Source organism: Vibrio alfacsensis, assembly GCF_019670485.1.
In the GTDB taxonomy this organism is placed as follows: Bacteria; Pseudomonadota; Gammaproteobacteria; order Enterobacterales; family Vibrionaceae; genus Vibrio; species Vibrio alfacsensis.
In genome coordinates this window covers 2,463,171-2,477,138 of sequence record NZ_AP024165.1, presented here as the reverse complement: position 1 = coordinate 2,477,138, position 13,968 = coordinate 2,463,171, and the positions used below count along the sequence as shown (strand labels likewise).

Genomic DNA, 13,968 nt, shown 5'->3' with positions numbered 1-13,968 from the left:
CGCTCGGGGTTTTTGTATTTATGATGATTATTAAAGCAAACAATAAATCTCTCGACCTTTCCCGTCCTCATGTGATGGCAATTCTCAACGTGACGCCTGATTCATTTTCTGATGGCGGAAAATACAACTCTCTCAATAGCGCATTACTCCAAGCAGAGAAAATGATTAACGCTGGTGTCAGTATCATCGATATCGGTGGTGAATCAACTCGTCCTGGTGCACCAGACGTTGAGTTGGAAGAAGAACTTCAACGTGTCATTCCTGTTATCAAAGCGATTCGAGAAAAATACGACGTATGGATTTCTATCGACACAAGTAAGGCAGAAGTGATGCGCCAAGCCATTGAGGCAGGCGTGGATATCATTAATGATGTGCGAGCCTTACAAGAGCCAGGTGCATTGGCGGTTGCGGCAAAAGCCAACTTGCCCATTTGCTTGATGCACATGAAAGGGCAGCCTCGAACAATGCAAGCTAACCCTCAATATGATGATCTCATGAGTGATGTGGCTGAATTTCTTCAAGAACGTATCGCAGCATGTGAGGCGGTGGGGATTGATAAGTCTCAACTTATTCTTGACCCTGGTTTTGGCTTTGGCAAAACCATTGAACACAATTATCATATGCTGGCTCATCTTGATAAGTTTCATGAGTTTGGTTTGCCAATTTTGGCGGGGATGTCTCGTAAGTCGATGATTTTTAAATTACTTGATAAACCAGCTGCCGAGTGTATGAATGCGAGTGTCGTCTGTGCCACTATTGCTGCAATGAAAGGGGCGCAGATCATTCGAGTTCACGATTTTGAGCAAACCATTGAAGCAATGAAAGTTGTCGAAATGACGAAAAATAATATTTAAAAAGAATTAAGGAAAGTTTTATGTCTGATAAAAGACGTTACTTTGGTACAGACGGTGTACGTGGAAAAGTTGGGCAATACCCAATCACACCAGATTTCGTACTTAAGCTTGGCTGGGCGGCTGGTCGTGTACTAGCAAAACAAGGCACAAAAAAGGTTATTATCGGTAAGGATACCCGTATCTCTGGCTACATGCTGGAATCTGCTCTAGAAGCAGGTCTTGCGGCTGCGGGTCTAAAAGCGACGTTTACCGGTCCTATGCCGACGCCTGCAGTGGCATACTTAACTCAAACGTTTCGTGCAGAAGCGGGAATTGTGATTTCTGCCTCTCACAACCCGTACTACGACAATGGTATCAAATTCTTCTCATCAGAGGGCACGAAACTGCCTGATGATATCGAGCTAGCGATTGAAGCTGAGCTAGACAAAGACATTGAGTGTGTTGAATCCTCTGAGTTAGGTAAAGCAACGCGTCTAAATGACGCTGCGGGTCGCTACATTGAATTTTGTAAGGGAACCTTTCCATCAGAGCTTAACCTAGCAAAACTGAAGATTGTTGTGGATTGTGCACATGGCGCGACATATCACATTGCTCCTAATGTATTCAAAGAGTTAGGTGCTGAAGTCGTGGCGATGGGTGTCGAGCCGAATGGTATTAACATCAATGATGAAGTTGGTGCGACAGATGTACGTGCGTTACAAAAACGCGTTGTTGAAGAGCAAGCTCACTTAGGTCTTGCATTTGATGGCGACGGCGACCGTATCATCATGGTTGACCACCTTGGTAATAAGGTCGATGGCGACCAAATCGCTTACATCATTGCTCGTGATGCGTTGCGTCGTGGCGAGCTAAAAGGCGGTGTAGTGGGTACGTTGATGACCAACTTGGGCATGGAAAATGGCCTAAAACAGTTGGGCATTCCATTTGTGCGTGCGGCAGTTGGTGACCGCTACGTGATGGAACAACTGTTGGCAAAAGGTTGGAAGATCGGCGCAGAAAACTCGGGTCATGTTATTTTGTTAGATAAAGTGACAACTGGTGATGCAATTGTAGCTGCACTTCAAGTTCTCGCTTCTGTTGTTGGTAGTGATATGTCCTTGCACGATTTGTCTCAAGGCATGACGCTTTATCCACAAGTGCTAGAGAATGTGCGTTTTTCAGGTGATAGCAACCCACTGGAAGCTCAAGCAGTGTTAGACTCTGTCGCAGAAGTGGAAGCTGTACTCGGTGAGAAAGGGCGAGTACTTCTTCGTAAATCAGGTACTGAGCCACTTCTTCGCGTGATGGTAGAGGGCGAAGACGCTGAGCTGGTACAGTCGTCAGCGCTAAAAATCGCAGATGCGGTTAAAGCAAACTGCTAATCGAAAATTACTACTCGCAATGTAAATTGAGTTTGTGATGTATCTCGAATGTAGAATAGAAAAGGGCATCTTTTGCCCTTTTTTTGAGCGCTTAATGCGTTAGTGCTGATTTTTTGCGAATTTTCCCTTGTCAGCGTTACTGGCTTTCGCTAGTATTGCTCCGCCTCCCGTTAGGAGGTCGCTAGCCTTGTTCATGAATAACAAAGAGTATTTTTGAACGGCGCTGGCTCAACAATTTGGAACATAGGTGGAAAAAATGTTTTCAGTTCTACTTGTGATTTACCTGTTGGCAGCGCTTGGTGTGATTGGCCTTGTGTTGATTCAACAAGGTAAAGGCGCAGATATGGGAGCCTCGTTCGGTGCAGGTGCTTCAAACACAGTGTTTGGCGCTAGCGGCTCAGGTAATTTCTTAACCCGAACAACTGCTATTTTAGCAACCGTATTTTTTATCGTTAGCTTGTTACTTGGCCGTATGTCAACGCACACGACTGAGTCACAATGGGTAGACCCAACGTTAGGTCAGCCAGTTGTAGAACAAGTTAAAGATGCAGCGAGTGAAGTTCCAGCACCAGCTGGTGATGAAATTCCTCAATAAGCTGTAAAGGTTTATGACGCCGAGATGGTGAAATTGGTAGACACGCTAGCATGAGGTGCTAGTGCCTTTGGTGTGAGGGTTCGAGTCCCTCTCTCGGCACCATGTATTTACAAACTTGTAAATCGCCTGTTTGAGCGTATAATGCTCAGCAAGTCGGACGCGGGGTGGAGCAGCTTGGTAGCTCGTCGGGCTCATAACCCGAAGGTCGTCGGTTCAAATCCGGCCCCCGCAACCAATCTCTTCTTTCTTTAGGAAGAATAGAAAGGTTGGCAAGTTTGCGCAGTGCTAACCATACTGCGAGTTAAGAACAGCATTGTTGGCTATTCTTAACGTATCAGGGTCCAGCAGCATAAAACCCCGACTTTCGGGGTTTTTTGTTATCTGAGTTTTTATAATTTAACTCAGAATGTTGCTTGGTTTTTTGATTGGGCTCTGAGCCCTTTTTTTGTTTCTGGAGTGGTTCAAATGACTGGTTTAGAAAGACAACTTACTGAAATGCTTGAAGCGCCAGTAGCGGCATCAGGCTATGAGTTAGTTGGATTAGAATTCATTCGTGCAGGCGCGCACTCAACGCTACGTATTTACATTGATCATGAAAATGGCATTAATGTGGATGACTGTGCAGAAGTTAGCCACCAAGTGAGTGCAGTATTAGACGTTGAAGATCCAATTTCTGTTGCTTATAGCTTAGAAGTGTCTTCTCCAGGTTTAGAAAGACCACTTTTCAAAGCAGCACATTACGAGCAATTTATTGGTCACGAGGTCAGCATCGTTTTGAAGATGGCTGTGGCAAACCGTCGCAAGTGGAGTGGTATTATTCACGGCGTTGATGGTGAGACAATAGCGGTTATGGTTGAAGGGCAACAAGAAGAGTTTGCTCTAAGCAACATTTCAAAAGCTAACCTGATCCCTAAATTTTAGTTCCCTAAAAAAGTTTAAGCTTAGAGGCTAAATACAATGAGTAAAGAAATTTTAGCGGTAGCAGAAGCGGTATCGAACGAAAAAGCGGTACCTCGTGAGCGTATCTTTGAAGCTCTTGAGATTGCTCTAGCGACTTCTACAAAGAAAAAGTACGAAATCGAAATCGATGTACGTGTTGCTATTGACCGCAAAACAGGTGAGTTCGTTACTTACCGCCGTTGGTTGGTTGTTGAAAACGTAGAAAATCCAACAAAAGAGATTTCTCTTGAAGCGGCACAATACGACGACGAAACTGTTCAACTGGGCGATTTCATCGAAGACGAAATCCAATCAGTAACGTTTGACCGTATTACTACGCAAACTGCTAAGCAAGTTATTGTACAGAAAGTACGTGAAGCTGAACGCGCACAAATCGTTGAGCAGTTCATCGACAACGAAGGTGATTTGATCACTGGTGTTGTGAAAAAAGTAAACCGTGAAACTATCGTACTAGACCTTGGTAATAACGCGGAAGCTGTGATCCTACGTGATGACCAACTTCCTCGCGAAAATTTCCGCCCAGGTGACCGTGTACGTGGTCTGCTATACAAAGTTGCACCAGAAGCTCGTGGCTTCCAACTTTTCATCACGCGTTCTAAGCCAGAAATGCTAGCAGAGCTATTCCGTGTAGAAGTGCCAGAAATCGCTGAAGAAATCATCGAATTGAAAGGTGCTGCACGTGATCCAGGTTCTCGTGCTAAAATCGCAGTAAAAACAAACGACAAGCGTATTGACCCTGTGGGTGCGTGTGTTGGTATGCGTGGTGCACGTGTACAAGCGGTTTCTGGTGAGCTTGGTGGTGAGCGCATTGATATCGTGCTTTGGGATGATAACCCAGCGCAATTCGTTATCAATGCAATGGCTCCTGCAGACGTTGCATCTATCATCGTTGATGAAGATGCGCACTCTATGGATATCGCTGTAGAAGCTGATAACCTAGCACAAGCAATCGGCCGCAGCGGTCAAAACGTACGTTTGGCGTCTCAACTAACGGGTTGGGAACTAAATGTAATGACGGTTGCAGATCTTCAGAAGAAACATGCTGAAGAATCTCAAGCATCTATCGAAAACTTCATGAAGTATCTAGATATCGAAGAAGACTTTGCTCAACTACTTGTTGAAGAAGGCTTCTCTACTCTAGAAGAAGTGGCATACGTGCCAGTAAATGAGCTTCTTGAAGTTGACGGTTTAAATGAAGAACTTATCGAAGAGCTTCGTAGCCGTGCGAAAGATGCGTTAACAACAATTGCACTTGCACAAGAAGAATCTTTTGATGGTCTAGAGCCAGCAGAAGACCTACTAGGCTTGGATGGTCTAGAGCGCGAGATGGCATTTAAATTGGCAGCGAAAGGTATTGCAACACTAGAAGACCTAGCTGACCAAGGCATCGATGATCTAGAAGGCATCGATGGTCTAACCGAAGAGCGTGCGGGTGAGCTAATCATGGCAGCTCGTAACATCTGTTGGTTCGGCGAAGAATAATATTTTCAGCAAGGAGGAAGCGGCATGACACAATTAACAGTTAAAGCACTGAGTGATGAGATTGGTACGCCAGTCGACCGCTTGATTGAACAACTTGCTGACGCTGGCATGAATAAGGCGAGCTCTGACAATGTTACTGATGAAGAGAAGCAGAAGCTTCTCTCTCATTTGAAAAAAGAACACGGCGATAAATCAGGTGATTCTGAGCCGACTCGTCTAACTCTACAGCGTAAAACTCGTAGCACATTGAGTGTTAATGCGGGTGGCGGTAAGAGTAAAGATGTTCAAGTAGAAGTGCGTAAGAAGCGCACATATGTGAAGCGCAGCACTATCGAAGACGACGCAAAACGTGAGGCTGAGGAAGTAGCAAAGCGTGAAGCTGAAGAGCTTGCGAAGCGTGAGGCTGAAGAACAAGCCAAACGTGAGGCTGCAGAGAAAGCACAGCGCGAAGCCGATGAAAAAGCAAAACGTGAAGCGGATGCAAAACGTGAAGCTGAAGAAAAGGCAAAACGCGCACAAGCTGATAAGGCTAAGAAAGACATGAATGCAAAAAATGCGGATGCTAATACGCAAGCGAAGAAAGATGCTGACGAGCTAAAGCGTCGTCAGGAAGAAGAAGCCCAACGTAAAGCTGAGCAAGAAGCCGCAAAACTTGTAGAAGAAGCGCGTAAACTTGCTGAAGAAAACGAAGCTCGTTGGACTGAAGAAGAAAAGAAAAAGAAAGAGCTAGAAAACTCTGACTACCATGTAACGACATCATCGTACGCTCGTGAAGCGGAAGATGCAGCAGATCGTAGCTCAGAAGCTGGCCGTCGTAAGAAGAAGAAAAAAGCTTCTAACCGCAACGATGACAACGAGCGCGGTGGTCGTAACCAACGTGGTGGTAAAGCTCGTAAAGGTAAACTTGCTAAACCAACATCAATGCAACACGGTTTCGATAAATCGGCAACGGTAGCGAAGCAAGATGTTGTTATTGGTGAGACTATTGTTCTTTCTGAACTAGCTAGCAAGATGTCGGTTAAAGCGACAGAAGTTATCAAAGTGATGATGAAGATGGGCGCTATGGCGACTATCAACCAAGTGATTGACCAAGAAACAGCAGCACTTGTTGCTGAAGAAATGGGTCATAAAGTTGTTCTTCGTAAAGAGAACGAACTGGAAGAAGCAGTACTATCTGACCGTGACACTAACGCAGAATCAGTGCCACGCGCTCCAGTTGTTACCATCATGGGTCACGTTGACCATGGTAAAACGTCTACACTTGACTACATCCGTCGTACACACGTTGCATCAGGCGAAGCGGGTGGTATTACACAGCACATTGGTGCTTACCACGTAGAAACTGAAAACGGCATGATCACGTTCCTTGATACCCCTGGACACGCGGCGTTTACTGCTATGCGTGCTCGTGGTGCTCAAGCGACAGATATCGTTGTACTTGTTGTAGCTGCGGATGATGGTGTAATGCCACAAACAATCGAAGCGATCCAGCACGCTAAAGCGGCAGGCGTTCCTCTGATTGTTGCAGTGAACAAGATCGATAAAGAAGATGCGAACCCAGACAACGTTAAGAATGAGCTAGCTCAATACGACGTAATCCCTGAGGAATGGGGCGGTGAGAACATGTTTGTTCACATCTCTGCTAAACAGGGTACAAACATCGATGGTCTTCTAGAAGCGATCCTTCTTCAGTCTGAAGTTCTTGAACTTACTGCTGTAGCAGAAGGTATGGCATCTGGTGTGGTTGTTGAATCTCGCCTAGATAAAGGTCGTGGTCCAGTTGCAACCGTACTTGTTCAATCAGGTACGCTACGTAAAGGCGATATCGTATTGTGTGGCCAAGAGTACGGCCGCGTTCGTGCAATGCGTGACGAATTAGGTAAAGAAATTACAGAAGCTGGTCCATCTATCCCTGTAGAGATCCTAGGTCTTTCAGGTGTGCCATCTTCAGGTGACGAAGCAACAGTAGTACGTGATGAGCGTAAAGCACGCGAAGTAGCAAACTACCGTGCTGGTAAGTTCCGTGAAGTGAAACTTGCTCGTCAGCAGAAATCTAAACTAGAGAACATGTTCTCTAACATGACTGCTGGTGAAGTTGCTGAGCTAAACGTAGTTCTTAAAGCAGACGTACAAGGTTCTGTGGAAGCGATTGCTGACTCACTACTAAAACTGTCTACTGACGAAGTGAAAGTAAACATCGTTGGTTCTGGCGTTGGTGGTATTACAGAAACTGATGCAGTACTTGCAGAAGCTTCTAACGCAATCATACTTGGCTTTAACGTACGTGCTGACGCATCTGCTCGTCGTGCTATCGAAAATGCAAGTGTTGATCTACGTTACTACTCAATCATTTACCAATTGATTGACGAAGTTAAACAAGCAATGGGCGGTATGCTTGCTCCAGAATTCAAGCAAGAGATCATTGGTCTTGCTGAAGTACGTGACGTGTTTAAGTCACCGAAACTGGGCGCAATCGCTGGTTGTATGGTTACTGAAGGTCTAATCAAGCGTAACAACCCAATCCGCGTTCTACGCGACAACGTTGTTATCTACGAAGGTGAGCTAGAATCACTTCGTCGCTTTAAAGATGACGTTCAAGAAGTTAAGAATGGCTATGAGTGTGGTATCGGCGTTAAGAACTACAACGACGTTCGCGTAGGCGATCAGATCGAAGTATTCGAAATCGTTGAAATCAAACGTACTCTAGACTAATTGACTAATATTACTAAATGTCTAGAAGACAAATAGTAATGGGTTGTTGAATACACCATGGGGGGCTGGCTTGACCATCCCCCCATTCTTTCTATGTAAGAGAATGAATATGTCAAAAGAATTTAGCCGCACGCAGCGTGTTGCACAACAGCTGCAAAAAGAACTTGCGATGATCCTTCAGCGCGAAGTTCGTGACTCTCGTTTGGGTATGGTAACTATCTCAGATGTAGAAGTATCTCGTGACCTTGCTTACACAAAAGTATTTGTTACTTTCTTATGTGTTGGTGAGCAAACGCCTGAATCATGCCTAGCAGCTTTACGTGAGCATGAAGTTCATATTCGCATGATGTTAGGTAAGCGTATTCGTTTACGCTTAACACCAGAAATCCGCTTCTACTACGACAACACGCTTGTTGAAGGTATGCGTATGTCTAACCTAGTATCTGAAGTCGTTAACGAAGACAAGCGCAGACAAAAAGATGCTGGTCGTGAAGACGATCAAACACAGGCTGGAGAAGATAGCTAATGGCTCGTCGTCGTAAAGGTCGTCCAATTAATGGCGTTATCTTGTTGGACAAACCAACAGGTATCTCTTCAAATGATGCACTGCAAAAAGTAAAGCGTATCTACTTTGCTGAGAAAGCAGGTCATACGGGTGCATTGGACCCACTAGCGACGGGCATGTTGCCGATCTGCTTAGGCGAAGCAACCAAGTTTTCGCAATTTTTGTTAGATTCAGATAAACGCTACCGCGTGATTGCTAAGTTAGGCGAACGTACAGATACGTCTGATTCTGACGGCGAAGTGGTAGAAACACGTCCAATCGATGTTGATTTAGCAAAACTCGAGTCATGCATTGATACATTCCGTGGTGAATCTGACCAAGTGCCTTCCATGTTTTCAGCATTGAAATACCAAGGTAAGCCACTATACGAGTACGCTCGTAAAGGTATCGAAGTACCACGCGAATCTCGCAAGATTACAGTATACGAAATCGTACTTCATCGCTTTGAGGGTGATGAAGTTGAGATGGAAGTTCACTGCTCAAAAGGCACTTACATCCGTACTATCGTTGATGATCTTGGTGAAATGCTTGGCTGTGGTGCACACGTGACAATGTTGCGTCGTACTGGTGTTGCTAAGTATCCATACGAAAAAATGGTGACACTTGAACAGTTAAATGAACTGTTAGAACAAGCTCATCGTGATGAAGTAGCGCCAAAGGAACTGCTTGATCCGTTGTTGTTGCCAATGGACACAGCCGTAGAAGATTTGCCTGAGGTAAATTTAAACGCGGAGCTAACCGACCTTGTGCAGCATGGTATGCCTGTTCAGGTATTTGGTGCGCCAGCAGGAACGCCAATTCGTATGACTTCTGGTGAAGACAAGTTGTTTATTGGCGTTGCTGAATTGAACGATGATGGGAAAGTGGCACCAAAACGTTTGGTGGTTTTCCGAAACGAAGAGTAACTTCGTTTAGTTCAAGAAAATACCGGCTTTTGTGCCGGTATTTTTATATTGCGTGAGTTAGGAAACTTCCCTATAATTCGCGCTTCGCGTAGCGGCTGAATCAGAGATTGGCTGCTACAATTTTAAACCTACTCTTATTAGGAGAGAATTATGTCTCTGAATGCAGAAACTAAAGCAGCAATCGTAGCAGAATACGCACAAGGCGAAGGCGACACTGGTTCACCAGAAGTTCAAGTAGCTCTACTTACAGCTTCTATCAACCACCTTCAAGGTCACTTCAAGGCTCACAAAGGCGATCACCACAGCCGCCGTGGTCTTCTACGTATGGTTTCTCGTCGTCGTAAGCTTCTAGATTACCTAAAAGGTAAAAATCTAGCTCGCTACCAAGACCTAATCAAGCGTCTAGGCCTACGTCGCTAATAAGCGACTGCATAGCAGTTTGTAAAAAAAAGGGGCTTTATGCCCCTTTTTTGTTGCCCCTTACTTATTTTGGCTGCTATAGCTTAGCCAAATCACACTTATGCCGTTATACTACACGCGGCTAAATCTCGTTTAGAGGTTTTAATCAGCTCAATACATTACAGTCAACCACGTCGACCAAAAGGTCGCGACTATTAAAAATGCACTTCAGTTTGACTCAGTCCATTTTTACTAGTCGCGATTCGTAATGCTTTGAGTGTCTATTAACACATTCTGAGATTTTTCTATTCATAGAGAAAAATTAGAAACAAGGAATAACAATGTTCGAAAAACCAGTTGTTAAAACGTTCCAGTACGGTAACCACACAGTTACCCTAGAAACTGGCGTTATCGCTCGCCAAGCTACAGCAGCAGTAATGGTTACAATGGACGATACAGCAGTATTCGTTTCAGTTGTAGGTAAGAAAGAAGCAGTTGCGGGTCAAGATTTCTTCCCACTAACTGTAAACTACCAAGAGCGTACATACGCTGCAGGTAAAATCCCTGGTGGTTTCTTCAAGCGTGAAGGTCGTCCTTCTGAAGGTGAAACGTTAACGGCTCGTCTAATTGACCGTCCAATCCGTCCACTATTCCCAGATGCATTCAAAAACGAAGTTCAAGTTATTGCAACAGTAATGTCTGTAAATCCAGACGTTCAACCTGACATCGTAACGATGATCGGTACTTCTGCTGCGCTTGCTATTTCTGGTATTCCGTTCAACGGTCCTATCGGTGCAGCACGTGTTGGTCACATTAACGGCCAACTAGTACTAAACCCAAGCAATACTGAGCTAGATGCATCTAAACTAGACCTAGTGGTTGCAGGTACAGAATCAGCAGTACTAATGGTTGAATCTGAAGCAGACAACCTAACTGAAGAAGAAATGCTAGCAGCGGTTGTTTACGGTCACGACCAACAACAAGTTGTTATTAATGCGATCAACGAATTCAAAGCTGAAGTAGCAACACCAGCTTGGGATTGGGTAGCTCCTGAAGAGAACACAGCACTTGTAACTAAGATTGCTGAACTAGCAGAAGCTAAGCTTGTTGAAGCGTACCAAATCACTGAGAAGATGGCTCGTTACGATCGCATTCATGAAATTGCAGCAGAAGTAAACGAAGCGCTACTTGCTCAAGATCCTGAAGCGGATACAAAAGAAATCCACACTATCTTCCACGATCTAGAGAAGACAGTGGTACGCCGTAGCATCATCGCTGGCAACCCACGTATCGATGGTCGTGAGAAAGACATGGTTCGTGCGCTAGACGTACGTACTGGCGTTCTTCCACGTACTCACGGTAGTGCGCTATTCACTCGTGGTGAAACACAGGCGATCGTTACAGCGACTCTAGGTACACAACGTGATGCTCAAATCATCGATGAGCTAACTGGTGAGCGTAAAGATCACTTCCTACTACACTACAACTTCCCTCCATACTGTGTAGGTGAAACTGGTTTTGTAGGTTCTCCTAAGCGTCGTGAAATCGGCCACGGTAAACTGGCTAAGCGTGGTATCGCTGCGGTAATGCCATCTGTTGATGAGTTCCCATACACAGTACGTGTAGTATCAGAAATCACAGAATCTAACGGTTCTTCTTCAATGGCTTCTGTATGTGGTACTTCTCTTGCTCTTATGGACGCAGGTGTGCCAATCAAGTCTTCTGTTGCTGGTATCGCAATGGGTCTTGTTAAAGAAGGCGACGACTTCGTAGTTCTTTCTGACATCCTAGGTGACGAAGACCACCTTGGTGATATGGACTTTAAAGTAGCAGGTACTCACACAGGTATCACAGCACTTCAAATGGACATTAAGATCGAAGGTATCACTAAAGAGATCATGCAAATTGCGCTTAACCAAGCTCAAGGTGCACGTAAGCACATCCTATCTGTAATGGATGAAGCAATCTCAGGCGCTCGTGATGACATTTCTGAGTTCGCTCCGCGTATTCACACAATGAAGATCAGCGCAGACAAGATCAAAGACGTTATCGGTAAAGGTGGTGCAGTTATCCGTGCTCTAACTGAAGAGACAGGTACAACTATCGAAATCGAAGATGACGGTACAATCAAGATTGCAGCAACAGAAGGCGCTGCAGCGAAAGAAGCAATTCGTCGTATCGAAGAGATCACTGCTGAAGTTGAAGTAGGCCGTATCTACACAGGTAAAGTTGCACGTCTAGCTGATTTCGGTGCATTTGTAACGATTCTTCCAGGTAAAGACGGTCTAGTACACATTTCTCAAATTGCTGAAAAACGCGTTGAGAAAGTATCTGACTACCTAGCGGAAGGCCAAGAAGTTCAAGTTAAAGTGCTTGAAATCGACCGCCAAGGCCGTGTACGTCTAAGCATGAAAGAAGCGGTTGAAAAGCCTGCTGAAGAAGCGGCTATTGAAGCACCTGAAGCGAAAGACGAGTAATAAAGTCATCGACTTTGGTCTTTTATTAGCTTAAGAGGCTGAAAGCGTGCTATAAAAGGGGAGCAATATTGCTCCCTTTTTTTGTGCTTGTTCTGTGCGTTTGTTTACATTTGTCTATATAAGACGAACGCATTACCGAGCAATCTTACGGCGGTCTAAACAGGAGTCCCAATTAGTGAAATGGTTTCAAACCGCAAGTTTATGTGTGGCGTTCGCGCTGACTGGGTGTGTGAATACCGCTCAGCACTCAACTGAACAGTGGATTTACCCTCCGATGGCAGTACCTCTTCAACCGAGTGTGCAGCAAGAGGTCCAGATCGCTCGTCTTTCTCAGTTGCTGCAACGTCCTGACCTGAGTGATGAAGTACGAGCAAAGATGCACTTTGAGCGTGGTAATTACTATGACAGTGTCGGATTGCGTGACCTAGCTCGTTTGGACTTCAACCAGTCTTTGCAATTGAACCCCGCTCAGCCAGATATCTTCAACTTACTTGGAGTGTTCTTTACTCAAGTCGGTGAGTTTGATGCGGCGTATGAAGCTTTTGACTCCACTTTAGAACTTGCACCAGAAAACTCTTATGCAGAGCGAAACCGAGCAATTGCGCTTTACTATGGTGGTCGTATCGAGCTTGCGTTAGAAGATATGACCAAGCATTATCAAGAGATGCCGAGCGATCCATTTCGCGCACTCTGGCTCTATATTATTGAGGCAGAGCAGAACCCTAAACAAGCTAAGGCCAATCTTCAACAGCGTTACCAACGCGATCGTAGTGAAGAATGGGGTTGGGTTTTAGTTGCCATCATGTTGCGTGATGTGTCGGATGAAGCCGCATTGAAAGCGATCATGGAGGGCACTCGTGAGAATTATCGCCTTGCTGAGCGCCTAACAGAAACGTATTTTTACCTAGGTAAGCGCTACCGTTTAGAGGGGAATGTGGCAGACGCTATATCGCTATACAAATTAGCCATTTCTTTCAATGTGTATGAGTATGTCGAGCATCGCTATTCTTTTATAGAGTTAACTCAAATATATGAGCAACTTCAACAAGAGCAATTAGCTAAGCTCAAAGCCGAACAACAGGCAACAGAGCAAGAATAATTGAAAGCCGCCATGTTATAAGGCGGCTTTTTTGTGCTTGAACGTTTTAAAGTTAAAATTTAAAATAGTTAGCCTAGCTAACTAAATGAATAAAACTTGATGGCATTAGAGAAAAGTCTGATTGATCTTGAGCGTTTTTGCGCGAAAGCGTGGCGTGTTTACGCAAAAGAAGATCCCCTTTCAAATCTCAGCTTCAATGAGTTCGATTATTTGCGTGTTATTCACGTGAATCCACAAGGTATTCGCATCACCGATTTGGCGGAGGAACTGCAAGTCACTAAGCCGTCGGTTTCGAATATGGTGGATCGTTTAGAAAGAAAAGGCCTTGTTAAGCGGGTTCCGTGTAATGAAGATGCGCGAGCTAAGCGTGTTATTTTGACGGAAGAGGTGATTGAAGATATGTCCTTGGAACAGGTTGTCTATAAGGATATCTCTGCACAAATGACGCGAAAACTTAGCGAGCAAGAAACCATGCAATTGAAAGCGCTATTGAACAAAGCGCTTGGAAATTGAAGTAATAATATTATTTTTGTCTATTTAGTTAGCCTTGCTAACTATT

Annotated in this window: 12 protein-coding genes and 2 tRNA genes; all 14 read left to right on the top strand. The window is 44.7% G+C overall.

All coding sequences use genetic code 11. The features are described 5' to 3' along the window. Nucleotides 1-23 precede the first annotated feature (23 nt). The 14 genes from folP to VA249_RS11300 all read left to right on the top strand — a co-directional run bounded on the left by folP (nucleotide 24) and on the right by VA249_RS11300 (nucleotide 13,922). Nucleotides 24-854: a dihydropteroate synthase gene (gene folP / locus VA249_RS11365; protein ID WP_221069941.1), complete on the top strand. Its 831-nt coding sequence runs from the start codon at nucleotides 24-26 to the stop codon at nucleotides 852-854. 20 nt (nucleotides 855-874) lie between these two features. Then, nucleotides 875-2,215, top strand: coding sequence for a phosphoglucosamine mutase (gene glmM / locus VA249_RS11360; RefSeq protein WP_221068051.1), 1,341 nt, complete (start codon nucleotides 875-877; stop codon nucleotides 2,213-2,215). Nucleotides 2,216-2,471: 256 nt separating this feature from the next. Then, the gene (gene secG, locus VA249_RS11355; protein ID WP_128810268.1) at nucleotides 2,472-2,810 is read left to right on the top strand and encodes a preprotein translocase subunit SecG; all 339 of its coding nucleotides are present in this window, start codon (nucleotides 2,472-2,474) and stop codon (nucleotides 2,808-2,810) included. An 18-nt stretch (nucleotides 2,811-2,828) separates the two neighbouring features. After that, nucleotides 2,829-2,912, top strand: a tRNA-Leu gene (locus tag VA249_RS11350). A 56-nt stretch (nucleotides 2,913-2,968) separates the two neighbouring features. Next, nucleotides 2,969-3,045: transfer RNA gene (locus VA249_RS11345), tRNA-Met, on the top strand. A gap of 230 nt (nucleotides 3,046-3,275) precedes the next feature. Then, nucleotides 3,276-3,731, top strand: coding sequence for a ribosome maturation factor RimP (gene rimP, locus VA249_RS11340; RefSeq protein ID WP_221068050.1), 456 nt, complete (start codon nucleotides 3,276-3,278; stop codon nucleotides 3,729-3,731). A 36-nt stretch (nucleotides 3,732-3,767) separates the two neighbouring features. After that, on the top strand, nucleotides 3,768-5,252 hold the full coding sequence (gene nusA / locus VA249_RS11335) for a transcription termination factor NusA (RefSeq protein WP_211916041.1): 1,485 nt from the start codon (nucleotides 3,768-3,770) through the stop codon (nucleotides 5,250-5,252). Between the two features lie 24 nt (nucleotides 5,253-5,276). Next, a complete protein-coding gene (gene infB, locus VA249_RS11330) occupies nucleotides 5,277-7,964 on the top strand; it encodes a translation initiation factor IF-2 (RefSeq protein ID WP_211916042.1) in 2,688 nt (895 codons plus the stop codon). A gap of 109 nt (nucleotides 7,965-8,073) precedes the next feature. Beyond that, nucleotides 8,074-8,490, top strand: a complete 417-nt coding sequence (rbfA, locus tag VA249_RS11325; protein ID WP_128810271.1) for a 30S ribosome-binding factor RbfA — start codon at nucleotides 8,074-8,076, stop codon at nucleotides 8,488-8,490. Continuing rightward, nucleotides 8,490-9,434 carry a tRNA pseudouridine(55) synthase TruB gene (truB, locus tag VA249_RS11320; RefSeq protein ID WP_211916044.1) on the top strand — a complete coding sequence of 315 codons (945 nt, stop codon included), beginning with the start codon at nucleotides 8,490-8,492 and terminating at the stop codon, nucleotides 9,432-9,434. Before rbfA ends, truB begins: the two co-directional genes overlap by 1 nt. Nucleotides 9,435-9,584: 150 nt before the next feature. Then, complete coding sequence (gene rpsO, locus VA249_RS11315; protein ID WP_005380094.1) at nucleotides 9,585-9,854, top strand: 30S ribosomal protein S15; 270 nt, start codon at nucleotides 9,585-9,587, stop codon at nucleotides 9,852-9,854. A 320-nt stretch (nucleotides 9,855-10,174) separates the two neighbouring features. Then, nucleotides 10,175-12,310, top strand: a complete 2,136-nt coding sequence (gene pnp / locus VA249_RS11310; protein WP_128810273.1) for a polyribonucleotide nucleotidyltransferase — start codon at nucleotides 10,175-10,177, stop codon at nucleotides 12,308-12,310. A 175-nt stretch (nucleotides 12,311-12,485) separates the two neighbouring features. Beyond that, nucleotides 12,486-13,409, top strand: a complete 924-nt coding sequence (nlpI, locus tag VA249_RS11305; RefSeq protein ID WP_221068049.1) for a lipoprotein NlpI — start codon at nucleotides 12,486-12,488, stop codon at nucleotides 13,407-13,409. A gap of 99 nt (nucleotides 13,410-13,508) precedes the next feature. Next, complete coding sequence (locus VA249_RS11300) at nucleotides 13,509-13,922, top strand: MarR family winged helix-turn-helix transcriptional regulator (protein WP_221068048.1); 414 nt, start codon at nucleotides 13,509-13,511, stop codon at nucleotides 13,920-13,922. Nucleotides 13,923-13,968: the final 46 nt, after the last annotated feature.

Excerpts from the sequence above, each read along its gene's own strand:
- infB (WP_211916042.1), top strand. The coding sequence starts at position 5,277 with ATGACACAATTAACAGTTAAAGCACTGAGTGATGAGATTGGTACGCCA.
- pnp (WP_128810273.1), top strand. The coding sequence starts at position 10,175 with ATGTTCGAAAAACCAGTTGTTAAAACGTTCCAGTACGGTAACCACACA.
- rimP (WP_221068050.1), top strand. The coding sequence starts at position 3,276 with ATGACTGGTTTAGAAAGACAACTTACTGAAATGCTTGAAGCGCCAGTA.
- truB (WP_211916044.1), top strand. The coding sequence starts at position 8,490 with ATGGCTCGTCGTCGTAAAGGTCGTCCAATTAATGGCGTTATCTTGTTG.
- rbfA (WP_128810271.1), top strand. The coding sequence starts at position 8,074 with ATGTCAAAAGAATTTAGCCGCACGCAGCGTGTTGCACAACAGCTGCAA.
- glmM (WP_221068051.1), top strand. The coding sequence starts at position 875 with ATGTCTGATAAAAGACGTTACTTTGGTACAGACGGTGTACGTGGAAAA.
- VA249_RS11300 (WP_221068048.1), top strand. The coding sequence starts at position 13,509 with ATGGCATTAGAGAAAAGTCTGATTGATCTTGAGCGTTTTTGCGCGAAA.
- nusA (WP_211916041.1), top strand. The coding sequence starts at position 3,768 with ATGAGTAAAGAAATTTTAGCGGTAGCAGAAGCGGTATCGAACGAAAAA.
- rpsO (WP_005380094.1), top strand. The coding sequence starts at position 9,585 with ATGTCTCTGAATGCAGAAACTAAAGCAGCAATCGTAGCAGAATACGCA.
- folP (WP_221069941.1), top strand. The coding sequence starts at position 24 with ATGATTATTAAAGCAAACAATAAATCTCTCGACCTTTCCCGTCCTCAT.
- secG (WP_128810268.1), top strand. The coding sequence starts at position 2,472 with ATGTTTTCAGTTCTACTTGTGATTTACCTGTTGGCAGCGCTTGGTGTG.